The sequence below is a fragment of the Pseudonocardia aurantiaca genome, from assembly GCF_039526725.1.
GTDB classification, from domain to species: domain Bacteria; phylum Actinomycetota; class Actinomycetes; order Mycobacteriales; family Pseudonocardiaceae; genus Pseudonocardia; species Pseudonocardia aurantiaca.
The window spans coordinates 399,337-414,544 of record NZ_BAAAJG010000026.1 but is presented as its reverse complement, the minus strand read 5'-3'; the positions used below and the strand labels follow the sequence as shown (position 1 = coordinate 414,544).

General features: G+C 71.1%; 11 protein-coding genes and 1 pseudogene. 2 read left to right on the top strand and 10 right to left on the bottom strand.

Annotated elements, in window-relative coordinates:
• Positions 1-298: 298 nt before the first annotated feature.
• Positions 299-1,159 carry a signal peptidase I gene (gene lepB / locus ABD143_RS32950; RefSeq protein WP_343985819.1) on the top strand — a complete coding sequence of 287 codons (861 nt, stop codon included), beginning with the start codon at positions 299-301 and terminating at the stop codon, positions 1,157-1,159.
• A gap of 73 nt (positions 1,160-1,232) precedes the next feature.
• Here lepB and ABD143_RS32945 read toward each other — a convergent pair.
• Together ABD143_RS32945 and ABD143_RS32940 are read right to left on the bottom strand one after the other, a co-directional pair.
• A pseudogene (locus ABD143_RS32945) lies at positions 1,233-3,037 on the bottom strand (MFS transporter).
• A gap of 63 nt (positions 3,038-3,100) precedes the next feature.
• Positions 3,101-5,827, bottom strand: coding sequence for a helix-turn-helix transcriptional regulator (locus ABD143_RS32940; RefSeq protein ID WP_343985816.1), 2,727 nt, complete (start codon positions 5,825-5,827; stop codon positions 3,101-3,103).
• 310 nt (positions 5,828-6,137) lie between these two features.
• Between ABD143_RS32940 and ABD143_RS32935 the strand changes: the two genes are divergently transcribed.
• The gene (locus ABD143_RS32935; protein WP_343985814.1) at positions 6,138-6,842 is read left to right on the top strand and encodes a TetR/AcrR family transcriptional regulator; all 705 of its coding nucleotides are present in this window, start codon (positions 6,138-6,140) and stop codon (positions 6,840-6,842) included.
• Positions 6,843-6,867: 25 nt separating this feature from the next.
• Here the strand turns inward: ABD143_RS32935 and ABD143_RS32930 are convergent, their stop codons facing one another.
• From ABD143_RS32930 to ABD143_RS32895, 8 genes are all read right to left on the bottom strand, one after another.
• Positions 6,868-7,458 (bottom strand): dTDP-4-dehydrorhamnose 3,5-epimerase family protein, encoded by a 591-nt coding sequence (locus ABD143_RS32930; protein WP_343985811.1) that lies wholly within the window; start codon positions 7,456-7,458, stop codon positions 6,868-6,870.
• Between the two features lie 14 nt (positions 7,459-7,472).
• Positions 7,473-8,456, bottom strand: coding sequence for a dTDP-4-dehydrorhamnose reductase (gene rfbD, locus ABD143_RS32925; protein ID WP_343985808.1), 984 nt, complete (start codon positions 8,454-8,456; stop codon positions 7,473-7,475).
• Complete coding sequence (locus ABD143_RS32920; RefSeq protein WP_343985805.1) at positions 8,453-9,757, bottom strand: glycosyltransferase; 1,305 nt, start codon at positions 9,755-9,757, stop codon at positions 8,453-8,455. Before ABD143_RS32920 ends, rfbD begins: the two co-directional genes overlap by 4 nt.
• Positions 9,758-9,881: 124 nt before the next feature.
• Positions 9,882-10,772 carry a glucose-1-phosphate thymidylyltransferase RfbA gene (gene rfbA / locus ABD143_RS32915; RefSeq protein ID WP_343985802.1) on the bottom strand — a complete coding sequence of 297 codons (891 nt, stop codon included), beginning with the start codon at positions 10,770-10,772 and terminating at the stop codon, positions 9,882-9,884.
• A complete protein-coding gene (gene rfbB / locus ABD143_RS32910) occupies positions 10,772-11,860 on the bottom strand; it encodes a dTDP-glucose 4,6-dehydratase (protein WP_343985800.1) in 1,089 nt (362 codons plus the stop codon). The genes rfbA and rfbB overlap by 1 nt, the downstream gene beginning before the upstream one ends.
• Positions 11,853-12,134 (bottom strand): acyl carrier protein, encoded by a 282-nt coding sequence (locus ABD143_RS32905; protein ID WP_343985797.1) that lies wholly within the window; start codon positions 12,132-12,134, stop codon positions 11,853-11,855. Before ABD143_RS32905 ends, rfbB begins: the two co-directional genes overlap by 8 nt.
• On the bottom strand, positions 12,131-13,951 hold the full coding sequence (locus ABD143_RS32900; RefSeq protein WP_343985794.1) for a fatty acyl-AMP ligase: 1,821 nt from the start codon (positions 13,949-13,951) through the stop codon (positions 12,131-12,133). The genes ABD143_RS32905 and ABD143_RS32900 overlap by 4 nt, the downstream gene beginning before the upstream one ends.
• Before the next feature lie 44 nt (positions 13,952-13,995).
• Positions 13,996-15,186 carry a cytochrome P450 gene (locus ABD143_RS32895; RefSeq protein WP_343985791.1) on the bottom strand — a complete coding sequence of 397 codons (1,191 nt, stop codon included), beginning with the start codon at positions 15,184-15,186 and terminating at the stop codon, positions 13,996-13,998.
• Positions 15,187-15,208 lie beyond the last annotated feature (22 nt).

Genomic DNA, 15,208 nt, shown 5'->3' with positions numbered 1-15,208 from the left:
AGGAGGTCGCGGCATGCAAGAGGTGCCACACGTGTCCAGCGCCGTCGTCGACCCCAGCGCCGGCCGCTGGGCCGTCGCTAGCGATCCTGAACAACTCCGCCCGTAGCGCAGTAGGACCGGTCGCTCTCCGCCACCCAGCCAGCCCCACCGCTCCGGTCCGCGCCGGCATCCCGGCCGGCGGCGCGCTGGGTGCAGGGGGCGGTCTGTCAACTCGGGTGTGCCCGATGAGCCGCGATGCGGTTTCACCGGGCACGCCCGAGCCACGTTCGGGAACGGACCCGGGGAAGAGGGAGGACACGTGATCCGCAAGGGCGCCCGGCGCTCGGCCAAGGTGACCGACCCGGCTGCGCCGCCTCGGGACGCACAGGGCGCGCCGGAGGCGACGGCCGCGCCATCGGCACCGGCCACGTCCCAAGGCACCGGGCCGACCGGTGCCGATCACGCCGGGGACGACCGGGTCGCAGCGGATCCGGGCGGCACAGGGATGGGCGGGGAGGCGGGCCGGTCCCGTCGGTCCCGCCGCGGTTTCGCGCTGCTCCTGGCCGCGCTGGTGCTCATGGCGCTCGTCCCGGTGTTCGTGGCCCGGATCTACGTCATCCCCAGCGGCTCGATGGAGACAACGCTGCACGGGTGCCGCGGGTGCGACAACGACCGCGTCCTCGTCGACAAGCTCGCCTACCGCTTCGGTTCGCCCGCGCCGGGCGACATCGTGGTGTTCACGCGCCCCGCCACCTGGACCAGCGCGGAACACCGGATCCCGGACGATGGAGCGAACCCCGTAGTCCAAGTCCTGCAGCGGCTCGGCTCGCTGGTCGGGCTGCAGGCAGTCGACGAGACGGTGTACATCAAGCGCGTGATCGCGGTGGGCGGCCAGACGGTGGTGTGCTGCGACGAGCGCAACCGGATCCTCGTCGACGGCGTCGCCCTGGACGAGCCCTACGTCTACTACGAGCCCGAGTCGGGCCCCGCGCGGCAGGCGCGGTTCGGACCCGTCCGGGTCCCCGCGGGTCATCTGTGGGTGATGGGCGACAGCCGCAACGACTCCGCCGACTCGCGGGCGCAGCGTCACGGCCCGGTGCCGGTGGCGGACGTGATCGGGAGGGCCCGGTTCATCGTCTGGCCGTTCGACAGGATGGGCGGCATCGCCGACCAGCACTGACGGTCTACTCCCGTCCTCCCGCCGACGGCGCGCAGGTACGCGACCACCCGCCCGTGACCTCTGCCGCAACCCGTTACTGAAGACGACTGCGATGCTGGTCATCTGCGCGGCCGCGCTGACCTTCACCGTCCAGGCCACCTGACAGGGCACCCCGACCGGCGCGGGCGCTCGCCACCGCAACGGGAGCGGCCGCAGCCCCCGTCCCCCGCTCCTCGTAGAGGTACTTCCCGCCGCGCAGGGCCGAGGCGACGGCGGCCACGAGGCAGGCCGCGGCGGCGAAGCCAAGGGCGAGCGTGAGCCCGGCCGAGAACGGCCCGGAGATCAGCTCCGGGAAGAATGTCCGGCCGGTCAGGAACGCGGCCTGCTGGGGCGTCACGGCCGCGAGCACGTCCGGTCCGAGCAGGTTCTGGATGGGGTTGTCCCCCAGCAGGCCGGCGAACAGCGTGCTCACCGGCGGGAGCTGCGACACGCGGAGGGCGACGTCGGCACTCACGCCCTGCCCGACCAGCCCGGAGTAGAGGGTGGCGGCAGGGTGGCGGCCAGCCCGAGGATGAGCATCGAGAAGAACACGCCGATCGACAGCACGGTCGCCGAGTTCTGGAACGTCGACGTCATGCCGGCACCGACCCCGCGCTGGGCCGCGGGAAGGCTGTTCATGATCGCGGCGCGATTCGGCGAGCTGAACAACCCCATGGCCAGCCCGTTCACCGCGAGCAGCACGGCGAAGAGGCGATAGTCGAAGTTGACGGGCAGCAGGTCGAGCAGCAGGAAGCTGACGGCGGCGAGCACCATGCCGCCGGTCGCGAACGCCCGCGCGCCGTAGCGGTCCGACAGCACGCCCGACAGCGGTCCCGCCACGAGGAAACCGATCGTCAGCGGCACCATGTAGATGCCGGCCCACAGCGGTGTCTGCTCGAACGCGTAGCCGTGCTCGGGCAACCAGATGCCCTGCAGCCAGATGATGAGGATGAACTGCAGGCCACCGCGGCCGAGCGCGGCGAGCAGGTTGGCGATGTTGCCCGCGGTGAACGCCCTGATCCGGAACAGCGACAGGTGGAACATCGGCTCCGGCACGCGCGTCTCGATCTTCGCGAACGCGGCGAGCACGACGATGCCGCCGCCGATCAGCCCGAGGACCATCGGGTTCGCCCAGCCCATGGTGTGCCCGGCATAAGGCTGGATGCCGTAGGTGATGCCGACGAGTACCGCCACCAGGCCCACCGCGAACGTGATGTTGCCCCACCAGTCCAGCCGGGCGGGATGCCGCACGGCGGTCTCGCGCAGCTTGACGTAGGCCCAGATCGTGCCGAACACCCCGACCGGAACGGACACCAGGAAGATCAGCCGCCAGCTGACCGGCGCGAGCACACCGCCCACGACGAGCCCCAAGAACGATCCGGCGATGCCGGCGACCTGGTTGATGCCCAGCGCCAAGCCGCGCTGGCCGGCCGGGAAGGCGTCGGTGAGGATCGCGGTGGAGTTGGCCAGCAGCAGCGCTCCCCCGATGCCCTGCAGCACGCGCATGACGATCAGCCAGATCGCCGCAGCGTCGCCCTGCATCCAGGTGACGGCGAGCAGCACGGAGAAGAACGTGAAGACCGCGAACCCGAGGTTGTACATCCTGGTGCGGCCGAACATGTCGCCGAGGCGCCCGAAGCTGACCACCAGGACGGCCGTGACCACCAGGTATCCCATGATCAGCCACAGCAGGTAGCTGATGTTTCCCGGGGCGAGAGGATCGATGCCGATGCCCCGGAAGATGTCGGGCAGCGCGATCAGCAGGATCGACATGTTGATCGTCACGATCAGCACGCCGATCGTGGTGTTGGAGAGCGCGACCCACTTGTAGCCGGGGGCGTCGGACGTTTTCGTTAGCATCAACAACTAATATACGCGACCTCGGCGAGTTGGAGGCGCTGCTGTTCGACGGCCCGATGCCGGTCAACCAGCCTGCCGTCCGACCTGCCCGGCCAGGAGCGCGGCGAGCTCGCGTCGTCGCTTGACCTTGAGCTTCCGATACACGCTGGTGAGGTGCTGCTCCACGGTACTGACGGTGACGAAGAGCCGGTCGGAGATCTCGCGGTTGGTGTGGCCCCGCACGACAAGATCCACCACACGGGACTCCGCGTCTGTCAGCACCGTCGTGCTGCTCTCGAGCGCAGCCACGGGTGCCGGCCGCCGTGACTCGATGGTGGACGTCGACGCCGGAGCGAATTCGTCGACGAGCCGGGGGCTTCCGAGATCCTGCGCCAGCTGCCGGGCCCTGGCACGTTTCACCCGCGCCGTTGTCCGCTCCCCCCGGCCGTCGTGGAGCTCGCTCATCTTGGCCAGCGTGCGAGCGGACTCCAGTCCGTTGCCGGCGGCGTCGAAGATCGACTGCGCCTCGGAGAGCAGGCGCAGCGCAGCGTCACGCGAGCTGAGCGAGGCCGCCAGGCGCAGCGCGAGCCCCCGGTTGATCCCGCCCGTCAGATCGGCGAGCTGGTCGTCCAGGAACTCCCGCGCGACGCGCTCGTCACCCAGCGACACGAGCGCGCGCGCCGCCCCGTACCGCCAGGGCACCGCCACGTCGTGGCCGAGCCCCCACCGGGCCATCAACAGCCCGCACGAGCGGAAGTCGTCCAGCGCCGCCCGCGGCTGGCGGAGCGCGAGCAGATGACAGCCGCGGGCGTAGAGGTAACGCGGCCCGAACACCGACTCGTACATCGCATCCGGCACCGAGATACCGAGCGGCTCGGCTGCAGCGGCCCGGCCCGACTCAGTGATGGCCAGCACGAGAGCCGACACCGGTTGCCCGATGCCCACGCCCCATGCCTCCGCCGGCATGGCATCGAGCGCCGCGCGCGCGTCACGCTCGGCGGCGACGAGGTGCCCACGCGCCAGGTTGGCGTCGGCCCTCGCCGCCAGGAACATCGCCCTCGCAGCGAGGGCGCCACGGGAATCGGCTGCGTCGATCAGCTGGTCGCAGACCGACGGCGACACGGGCCGACCGACCACGGCCATCACCGTCAGCGTGACGAACACCGCTCTGGCGTCCCGCACATGCTGGTCGGCCGGCGTGAGCAGCCGATCCGACTGCTGAGCCGCCTGGGCCGTCCAGCCCTCGTGCAACATCGACCACGCGAGAGCGAGCAGGTCCGCGCGGGCGAAGCGGTACAGGCGCGGCTCGGGCTCACCACCGACGGTCGGGCGTGGCATGGCCGCCAGCCCGGGGAAGACCGTCGTGAGCAGCATCCAGCCGCTCTCCAGCTCGGTTGCGGTCCGCCCATCGGCTGCGGACCGGCCCGCGATCCTGGCCAGGATCTCGCCACTGACGTCGGGCCCGCTGTGCCAGCACACCATTTCCAGCAGATCGGCGATCTCTGCACCACGCAGCCGCTCGTCGGGGATGGCGGAGGTGACCGACGGGAGCCTGCGTGCAGCCGACGACGGTGCGATCTGGTGCTCCACGCGGACGAGCGCGAACTCGATCTCCGACACCTGATCGGCGTCAGGGCCGGAGCGACGGGCGAGGTCGAGGCAGAGCTTGGCCTCATGTGCGTCACCTGCGGCGAGCAGTGCCGTGGCCGCCTCCTGCAGCACGTCGACCATCCGCCGATTCGGCACCCGACCCGCCTTCACCAGGTGCGCAGCCACCGCCGTGGCCGGTGCGCGCTCCCGCAGCAGATAGCCGGCCGCACGGACGTGCCATCTGATGTGCTCGTTGTTGGTCATGTCGGCGCGGACCTCGTCGAGCACCGTGGGGTCGCGGAACCGTCCGGTCTCGAGGAGGCCGACGCGCTCCAGGCCATCGACGACGTTGGCCAGCCGTGCGATCGGCGTACCGAGCACACCCTGCAGGTCAGCCATGTCGGCGCTACCGCTGAGCACGGCCAGGGCACGGAGTACCTCGACCTCGGCCTGGTCCAGCGAGCGGATCAGGTTCCGGACGACCGTGCGGAAATCGGGTGAGTGCCGCCCGGCCAGCAGGCACGACCCCTTGGACGGGCCGGTACATCTGCCGAGCGACGGCGCCAGCGCGTGTATCAGCAGCGGGTTGCCCCCGGTGACCCACGAGTGATGCTCGACGCACGACGCATCGGCCGCCACGCCGTACTCGGCGAGCACGCTCCCCGCCCCACCCGCGGTCAGGTTCGTGACGCCGACTGTGCGGGCGGCCGAGGTGCCGAGGAGCTCGTCGTGCAGAGTCGAGCGTTCATACCCCGACGAGGTGCGCTCGGTGAGGACGATCAGTATCCGCGCCCATGGCGCCCGGCAAGCGAGGGCCAGCAGGTGACGCACTGACTGGGTGTCGGCGTAGCGGACGTCGTCGACGGCGACGACCACCGGCCGGTCGCGCGCGAGCGCGGTGATCCCGAGGACCAGCCCATGGCTCTCGTGCGAAGCGGCGGGCGCGGTGAAGTGGCCGGCTCCCGCCGCAGCGCCCGTCTCGGCCGATTCCAGCAGTTGGCGCACCGTTGCCAGCGGGTCCTCCCGCTCGGCCCGCGAGCACGCCGCGGTGAGCACCAATGCGCCCTCTGACGTGGCGGTCGCGCAGAACTCGTGCAGCAGCGCCGATTTTCCGCTGCCTGCGGGCCCGTGGATGTGGACCACGCCCCCGCGCCCCCCACAGCATGCCTTCCACAAAGCCTGGAGTCGATCATGCTGCGCCGTGCGTTCCCATAGAACCATTGGTCCGTCCGTCTCTGGTGTCCCCCTGAGCCCGCGCGCCCCGATTTGCGCGAGCTCCCATCAGATTCGTTCGACCAAGTCCGTGCCGATCGTCCCGGACTCCGGCAGTGGGCCGCTGATCGTCAACACAGGCTTGGAGTACGGCGGCCCGTGGGATTTGCCTACCCCCACCCCAGGGCGCACCGTCTCGACGCGGCACGGCACGGCGCTGTGCATATCGGCCCATCAGCCGCTTGTCGTGCAGTATTACCGTGCTCAGGCACCCCATAGTTTGTGAGGAGATCGTCACATTGTCAAGAATGGCTCGTATGTGAGGAAAATCCCAAGTCAGGCCCGGGGCCGGGACCGCGTCGACCGCATCCTTCTCGCCGCCGCGGAGGAGTTCGCCGCCAAGGGCTTCGACGCGACGACGACGAGCGCGATCGCGGCGCGCGCCGGCACCTCCATCGGCTCCGTGTACCAGTTCTTCGAGGACAAGTCCTCGATCGTCGACGCCCTCGTCGAGCGCTACCGAGCGGACCTCTCGGAGATCGCCGTCGGCGGGGTACACCCCGACCACCCGACCGGCGAGGGGCCGGACCTCGCGGAGGCGCTCGATCCAGTTGTGGACCGGCTCGTGGCCTACGGCCGGGCCAACCAGGCGTTCCCGACGTTGCTCAGCCTTGGCTCCAACGGCGCGCTGCACCCGACAGGCGGCGGCGTGCGCCACGCCCTGCAGGACGTCGTGTCCCGGATCTTGTCGGCCAAGAACGACGATCCGGTGGCGGTCGAACGGATGTCCGGGGTGCTGACCGCCATCGTGGCCGGACTGCTGCCCTCGGCCGTCGGGAGCGACGACCTGGTGCCCCACCTCAAGGCTGCGATGGTCGGCTACCTCGTGCAGGTGACCAGCAGCACCCAGGATCGCTGGCCCGGCTCCGCGTTCCCGACCGCGACGCGTCCGGCGGAACATCACGGTGGGCTGACGTCCCGTCCCCGCGAGGCCCGACTCGACCTGGGCTCGACCCGGGAGTGACCACCCAGCCAGCCCTCGCCCAGGCTCAGCCCAGGCCCTTGCGGAACGCGGCGCACTCCTCGTACGAGGGCAGCAGGCCCCGCCGCTCCGCCTCGGCCAGGGAGGGTGCCGCGGCGTCCTTCGGGGAGAGCAACGGCTCGACGTCCTCGGGCCAGGCGATGCCGAGGCCCGGGTCGAGCGGGTTGACGCCGTGCTCACGGCTCGGGGCGTAGCCCTCCGAGCACAGGTACACGACGGTGGCCTCGTCGGTGAGCGCGAGGAACGCGTGGCCCAGGCCCTCCGAGACGTAGACGGCGTCGTGGAACTCGTCGTCCAGCCGGATCGTCTCCCACTGCCCAAAGGTCGCAGAACCGGTCCTGATGTCGACGACGACGTCGAGGACGGCGCCGCGCACGCAGGTGACGTACTTGGCCTGGCCGGGCGGCACGTCGGCGAAGTGGATGCCGCGCAGGGTGCCGCGGCGGGAGACCGAGCAGTTGGCCTGGGCCAGGCCGAGGCCGTGCCCGGTCGACGCGCGGAAGTCGCTGCCTTGGAACCACTCATGGAACGAGCCCCGGTCGTCGGGGAAGACCCGGGGCCTGGTCGACCAGGCGCCCTCGATGGCAAGCGGTCGCATACTCCTCGCCCTCCTCAGCTTCCTGGTCGTGCGCGTTGTCCCGCCGCTGCCGTTGTCGTCGCTGCAGTTGTCGTCGCTGCTGTTGCCTCCGCGTCGCCGCTGCCCTCGGCCCGGAGGAGGGAGGGAAACGCCGCCGCGAGCGCCTCACGCCAGGGGCTGATCGGGCGGATCGGCTCCCCCCGGCCGGCGCGCCAGCGGTCGTGCCCGAGCACGCTGTACGCCGGGCGCGGCGCGGGACGCGCGATGGCGACGCTGGTCGTGGGCCGAACCCGCTCGGGGTCGGCGCCGAGCAGCCGGAAGATCTCCCGGGCGAAGCCGCACCACGTGGTCTCGCCCCCGCTCGTGCCGTGGTACACCCCGGCGGGGGCGGCACCGGCGACGGCGGCCCGGCCGAGCCGCACCAGGCGGTCGGAGAGGTCCACGGTCCACGTCGGCTGCCCGCGCTGGTCGTCGACGACGTCGAGCGTGGGGTTGTCCCGCTCCAGCCTGATCATCGTCCGCGCGAAGTTGCTGCCGCCCGCCCCGTACAGCCAGGCGGTGCGGACCACGTACCCGGTGTCCGGCAGCGTTTCGACCACCGCCAGCTCACCGGCCAGCTTGGTGCGGCCGTAGGCGCCGCGCGGCGCCGGCTGGGCGTCCTCGGCGTACGGGGACGTGGCGTCGCCCGCGAACACGTAGTCGGTGGAGACCTGGAGCAGCACAGCGCCGTGCGCGCGACACGCCTCCGCTAGGTGGCGTGGTCCCTCGGCGTTGACGCGCGCCGCCGCCGCTTCGTGCCGCTCGGCGTCGTCCACCGCCGTCCAGGCGGCGCAGTTGACGACGACGGCCGGCCGGTGCCGGCGCAACGCGGCGCGCACCGCACCGGGATCGGTGATGTCCAGGGCGCGCCGGTCGAGGCCCGTCACGCTCGCGTTCGTCCGGCCGTCGGCGGCGAGGCGTGCCACGACGTCACGGCCGAGCATGCCACCGGCTCCGGTGACCAACCATCCGCCGGTCACGGCGTCGTCGCCCCCGCCACCTCGAGAATGACCTCGGCGGCGCGCCGCGCGCCGGGGTGGCGCGCGTAGGAGTCCCGCAGCCGTCCGGCCGCCGTCCGGTAGCGGGGCTCGCGCAGCACCTCGGTGACCGCGGCGTTCAGGCGCGCCGGCTCCGGCCTCCAGGTCTTGAGGAAGACGCCGGCGCCCGACCAGCGGACGCGGTTGTTCGCCTCCAGCCGGTTGTCACTCACACCGGTCACGACCAGCGGCACCCCGTGGGCGAGCGACAGTTGCACGCTGTCGTATCCCCCGTTGGTCACCATCAGGTCCGTCATCGGCAGCAGTTCGGTGGGCGGCACGGAACGCTCCAGCCGTAGGTTGGCCGGCCGGCGGTCGGCGGGCAGCACGTCGTCGGGGGCGAGGTTTCCGGTCTCCGCGACGACCAGCACGTCCTCGTCGGCGAGCGCGGTGACGGTCGGATGGAGCAGCGTCGCGGGGTTGGCCGTCGGAGCGCCGCCCGGGGTGACCAGCACCACGGGAGTCCCGACCGCCCGCGCCCGCTCGACCTCCGGCCACCAGGGCGGCGGCACCCAGCTCGCCGGCCGGTCCGGCAGCGCGGGGCCGACGAACTCGACCACCGGGGGGAGGTCGCCGCGCGGGTACTCGAACTCCGGGACAGTCATGACCAGATAGCGGTCGGCCAGCTGGACCGGCCAGTTCATGAAGAACGTGTCGACCTTCGGCGCCCCGAGGCCGGCGAGCGACCGACGCAGGGCTCGCTGCACGTCGCGGAAGAGCACGTGGGTCACCAGCCAGCACAGGCTCCGATCGCGGAACCGTCCGAGTGGTGAGGTGGTGGGGAGCAATCCGGAGCCAGGGGGTGGGGCGCCCGCGCCGGCGAGAGGGAGCGGACCGCCCACGAACAGGACGGTCCGCACGCCTCGTTGGTTGGCCAGAATGGGGGTCGCCAGCAGGCTGTAGTCCGAGAACAAGATGTCGGGCCGGAAGGCGTCGAGCATCGGCGCGATGTCGTCGACGTGGCCGGGAACCGACTCGATGAAGACGCGCAGGACAACCTTTTTGAATCCGGGTACTCCCGGCCTTCTCTCATCCAGGGTCGCCAACACGGCGGAGTTCTCATCGAAATCCAGATGCCGTGCGACAGGCGCGAACGAGGCGCCGGTCCGGCTGATCTCCTCCTCGAAGTTCCGGCCACAACGCCAGAGCACCTCGTGCCCCTTTTCCACCAGTTCCCGGGCTATCGGCAAGGCGGGCCGGACATGGGTGGTCACGGGCATGGTCGCCAGGAAGATCCGGGTCATCGCGAGGAGGCTCTCCCAGCTTGTTGGGGTCGCGGTTGATCGCGACAAACGACTTCACCGCTTCGCCGGGTGACGTCGGTTTTCCCGGGATTGCCGGGTCACCCGTACCGGACTTCGCGCGGGATCACCGACGCGAACCGGCGAGCTCGCGCTCGCCGAGCACTTGCAGCAGGTAACGGCCGTAGTCGGAGGCCGCACCCACATGTTCGATCGCGGCGTCGAGGCCGGCCCGGTCGAGCGTCCCCATCCGGTACGCCACCTCCTCGATGCAGGCGATCTGCGTGCCCTGACGCTGCTGCAGCACCCGCACGTAGTTCGACGCCTCCATCAGGCTCTCGTGGGTGCCCGCGTCGAGCCACATGGTGCCTCGGCCCAGGTCGACCAGGCGCGCCCGGCCGCCTTCGACGTACCGCCGGTTGACGTCGCTGATCTCCAGCTCGCCCCGGGCCGACGGGGTCAGCTCGGCGGCGTACCCCAGCGCCTCGTTGTCGTAGAGGTACAGGCCGGTCACAGCCAGACTCGACTTCGGGTCCTGCGGCTTCTCCTCGATGTCGACCAGCCGACCGTCGTCGAAGACCGCGACGCCGTAGCGGTGCGGATCGGCGACCGGGTAGCCGAAGAACGTGGCGCCCTCCAGCTTCGCCACCTGCTCCCGCAGCAGCGGGGCGAGGTCGTGGCCGTGGAAGATGTTGTCCCCGAGGATCAGCGCGACCTGGTCGTCGCCGACGAAGTCGCGGCCCACGATCAGCGCGTCCGCCACGCCCCGCGGCTTCTCCTGCTCGGCGTAGGTGAGGTTGATGCCGAGCCGGCTGCCGTCGCCCAGCAGAGTGCGGTATTGGTCGAGGTGGCCCGGCATGCTGATCACCAGGACGTCCCGGATGCCGGAGAGCATCAGCACCGACAGCGGGTAGTAGATCAGCGGCTTGTCGAAGACCGGCAGCAGCGACTTGGACAGCACCTGGGTCAGCGGGCGGAGCCGGGTGCCGGAGCCGCCCGCCAGGATGATTCCGCGCATCAGACGCGCGCTTCCTCTCGTTCCGGGCGCACGGCGGCCGCCTCGGCCGCCTCCGCGGAGGGGTCGGCGCCGATCGCTCGCTCCAACAGTGGCTCCCACCACGCGGGTTGGTTCCGGTACCAGGCGACGGTGTCGGCCAAGCCCTCGGTGAACGACCGGCTCGGCCGGTAGCCCAGCTCGGCGACGGCCTTGCGCCAGTCGACGGAGTACCGGCGGTCGTGGCCCTTGCGGTCCTCGACCCATGCGATCCGGTCATCGCCCAGACCGAGCAGGTCCAGCAGGGTCCTGGTCAGTTCGACGTTGGACAGCTCGGCACCGCCGCCGATGTTGTAGACCTCGCCGGGCCGGCCGTGCGCCAGCGCCAGCAACAGGCCCCGGCAGTGGTCCTCAACGTGCAGCCAGTCCCGTACGTTCCTCCCGTCGCCGTAGAGCGGGACCGACAGCCCTCGCATGAGGTTGGTGACGAACAGCGGGATGACCTTCTCCGGGAACTGGTACGGCCCGTAGTTGTTCGAACAGCGGGTGATGCGGACGTCCATGCCGTAAGTCCGGGCATACGCCAGGCACAGCAGGTCGGCCGACGCCTTGCTCGCGGAGTACGGCGAGTTGGGCGCGAGCGGGGCGGTCTCCGGCCAGGAACCCGTCTCGATCGAGCCGTACACCTCGTCCGTCGAAACGTGCAGGAAGGTGCCGACGCCGGCCATCAGCGTCGCGTTCAGCAGCGTCTGGGTTCCGAGCACGTTCGTCGAGACGAACCCGGCTGCCGACACGATCGACCGGTCCACGTGCGACTCGGCGGCCAGGTGCACCACCCGGTGCTGACCCCGCGTCACCTCGGCGACCAGCTCCGCGTCGCAGATGTCGCCGTGGACGAAACGCAGCCGCGGGTCGTCGGCGACCGTGGCGAGGTTGTCGAGGTTGCCGGCGTAGGTCAGCTTGTCCAGCACCGTCACCGCGGCGACCCCGCCGGGCCGGGCCAGCAGCATGCGGACCAGGGCCGAGCCGATGAAACCGGCGCCGCCGGTCACCAGCAGCCGCTCGCCGTCGAACGACGGGGTGCCGTCGTAGGGGGCGGCAGCGTCAACCATGGGACGCCGCCTCGCCCGATGGCTCGGTCGCGGTGAGGTACACCACAGCGTCCTCGATCGTCGGGCAGTCGAAGAGGAACGTCGGCGGCACCTCGCGCCCGAGGATGTCCTCCAGATCAGCGGTCATCTGGACCAGCTGCACCGAGGACAGGCCCAGTTCGCGGAATACGGTCTCCGAGGAGACCTCCGCCGCCTCGACCCGCAGCATCTCGGCGATCGCGGCGATCAGCCAGTCCCGCACCTGCCAGGGGGTGAGCGCCGTCGAGTCCGTCACGATTCCTCCGTATGTGCTGTCTGTTCGGTCGGGGTACTGGGGGCGTACTCCCCGGCGAGGTACGAGCTGCGGCAGGCGGCGCGCCGCAGCTTGCCGCTGGAGGTCTTCGGCACCGCGTTGGGGCCGACCATCGCCACGTCGTGGAGCTGGATGCCGTGCTCGGCGGCGACCGCGACGGCGGCCGCCTTCACGATCTCGGCGCGCTTGGCCGCCGCGTTCTCCCCGGGGCCGACGGCACCCTGCCCGGCGCCGGCGACCACCACCACCCGCTCCTCACCGCCGTCGTCCACGGCGAACGCCGCGACGCAGCTCTTGCGGATCGCCTCGTGCGACTCCTCGATGGTCGCCTCGATGTCCTGCGGGTAGTGGTTGCGGCCGCCGACGATGAGCAGGTCCTTGCAGCGGCCGGTCACGTACAGCTCGCCGTCGTGGAGGAACCCCAGGTCGCCCGAGCGCATGTACGGCAGCTGCGGGCCCTCGGTCGGGACGGCCCGGAACGTTTCCTCGGTCGCCCGCTCGTTGTCCCAGTAGCCGACGGGCAGCAGCGGCCCGCCGATCCAGATCTCGCCGACCCGGCCGGGAGGCGTCGGACCGCCGGTCTCGGGGTCGACGATCAGGACCGTGCGGTCCAGCTTGGCGGTGCCGCAGCTGACCAGCGTGGTGATGTCGTCCGCCGGAGCGGCGGCCTCGGCGGTGACCTCGACCGGGATCACCAGGTCCTGCTGGAACGCGTCCCGGTCCACCGTCAGCCGGCGCGGCGCCAGCCGCGGGTCGACGGAGGTGACCAGCAGCGTCGCCTCGGCCAGGCCGTAACACGGCCACCAGGCCCTCGGATCGAAGCCGTACGCCGCGAACCGCTCGGCGAACGCGTCGAGCGTGGCGGCCCGCACCGGCTCCGCGCCGTTGAACGCGCTCCGCCAGCCGCTGAGGTCGATGCCCTCGATCTCGCGGTCGCGCACCCGACGGACGCACAGGTCGAAGCCGAAGTTGGGCCCACCCGCGACGTGCGCCCGGTGCCGGGAGATCGCGCGCAGCCAGCGGGCCGGCCGCTTGAGGAACGTCATCGGCGTCATCAGCACCGACGAGCCGCCGGCCCACAGCGGGTAGAGCAGGTTGCCGATCAGCCCCATGTCGTGGAAGAGCGGCAGCCAGCTGACCATCCGCGGCGGCTCGTCGAGGTCGAAGCCGGCGGCGATCATCGCCAGGTTGTGGGCGATCGCGCCGTGGGTGACCACAACGCCCTTGGGCGCCGAGGTGGAGCCGGAGGTGTACTGCAGGAACGCGACGCCGTCGGCGGTGGCCGGGTGGTCCGCCGCCGGATCCGGCGTCAACTCCAGCAGCTCCGCCGGCCGGCGCCACACCAGGTCGGCGAGGTCGGGTGCTACGCCGCAGATCGCCTCGACGTCCTCGTCCGAGGCCGAGCTGAGCACCGCCCGCGGCTGGCAGTCCGCCACGATCGAGCGGAGCGTCTCCACCCGCTGCCGCGACTGCACCGGCAGCGGCGGGTAGGCGGGCACGGGGATGACGCCGGCGCGCATGCAGCCGAGGAAGCCGCGAACGAAGTCCGCGCCCTCCGGCAGCAGCAGCAGCACCCGGTCGCCGGGCGCGAGGTGGGCACGCAGCCCGGTCGCGACGGCCCGCACCTCGCGGTCGAGCGAGGCGTACGTCAGCTGCTCCTCCTCGGCCCCGTCGGCGCTGTCCTCGGCGACGAAGGCGCACGCCAGGGCGTCGGGGCTGGCTCTCGCGTGGTCACGGAGCCGATCCAGCAGGAGGGGCGGGACGGAGGTCTGGGTGGGAGTCGGAACGGTGCTGGTCATCGTCGTGGGGTCCTGTTCTTCTACCCGTTCGCCCGGTGCGTGGATCAGTGCGAGACCAGCAGGTTCAGCCGCTCCAGGCCGTACGCCCCCTGCGAGGTGCGCAGCACCGGCGGCTCGGCGGGGTCGACCGAGAGCCGGTCGAGGATGCGGTAGTAGGCGCGGAACGTCAGGTTCGACAGCAACTCGGAGAGCGCGGCGCCCGGGCAGAAATGCGGGCCGGCGCCGAACCCCAGGTGGTCGGCCTTGTTCTCCCGGTCGAGGTCGAGCCGGTCGGGGTCGGGGAAGCGCCGCGGGTCGCGGTTGGCGGAGCCGATCACCATGTGGCACAGCCCGCCCTTGGGGATCGTCACGCCGTGCAGCTGCACCTCCTCGGTGGTGCGGCGGAGCGTCCACTGGACCGGGGCGTAGACCCGCAGGTACTCGTCGATGAAGGCGCCCGTCAGGTCCGGGTTCTCCGTCAGCCGCTTCCCCAACGCCTTATCGGTCAGCAGCATGTGCAGGCCACCGCCGAGCAGGTTCATCGTGGTCTCCTGGCCTGCGGCGACGAACGAGTAGGCCATCGCGGCCAGCTCGTCCTGGGTGCAGTTGCCCGCCTCCTGCTGCTCGACGAGGGCCCCGAGGATGTCACCCCGGTTCGCCTTGCCCTTCCGCTCGATGGCGAGCTCGGTCATGTAGTTGCCGAACTCCAGCAGGTCCTCGAGGTACCCGGGCACCTCGTCGGGGTCGAGGCCCGCGGCCACGGCGAACATGTTCATGATCGCCTGGCTCCACCGCCGGAAGTCGTTCTTCCGGTCGAGCGGGATGCCGAGCATGTCCCCCACCACCCGCAGCGGCAGGGTGTAGGTCACCGCGTCGACCCACTCCACCCGGTCGCCCGCGAGGGCGTCGTCGATCACCTCGTCGATGACGGTCTGCACCCAGTCCTCGAGGGTGAGGACGAGCCGCGCGTTGAACGCCCGGTTGGCGTTGCGCCGGAGCCGGGTGTGCTCCGGGGCGTCGCGGTTGATCATCATCGGCATGTCGAAGCGGCCGCGCATGACCACGTTGGAGAACCGGTTCTTGTCGCGCAGCGCCATCGACACGTCGTTGTAGCGGCTGAAGACGTAGAAGTCCTCGCCGTCGTGGGTGCCCTCGGGCACGAAGTGGATGGGGGACTGTTCCCGCAGCACCTCGTAGGTCGGCCACGGGTTGAGCCGGTACTCCAGGTCGGTGAGGTCGATGTTTACCGTCGTCATGTCATGTCCTCGTTGCCGTGGG

Excerpts from the sequence above, each read along its gene's own strand:
- rfbA (WP_343985802.1), bottom strand. The coding sequence starts at position 10,772 with ATGCGCGGAATCATCCTGGCGGGCGGCTCCGGCACCCGGCTCCGCCCG.
- ABD143_RS32895 (WP_343985791.1), bottom strand. The coding sequence starts at position 15,186 with ATGACGACGGTAAACATCGACCTCACCGACCTGGAGTACCGGCTCAAC.
- rfbB (WP_343985800.1), bottom strand. The coding sequence starts at position 11,860 with ATGGTTGACGCTGCCGCCCCCTACGACGGCACCCCGTCGTTCGACGGC.
- ABD143_RS32940 (WP_343985816.1), bottom strand. The coding sequence starts at position 5,827 with ATGGTTCTATGGGAACGCACGGCGCAGCATGATCGACTCCAGGCTTTG.
- ABD143_RS32920 (WP_343985805.1), bottom strand. The coding sequence starts at position 9,757 with ATGACCCGGATCTTCCTGGCGACCATGCCCGTGACCACCCATGTCCGG.
- ABD143_RS32930 (WP_343985811.1), bottom strand. The coding sequence starts at position 7,458 with ATGCGACCGCTTGCCATCGAGGGCGCCTGGTCGACCAGGCCCCGGGTC.
- ABD143_RS32900 (WP_343985794.1), bottom strand. The coding sequence starts at position 13,951 with ATGACCAGCACCGTTCCGACTCCCACCCAGACCTCCGTCCCGCCCCTC.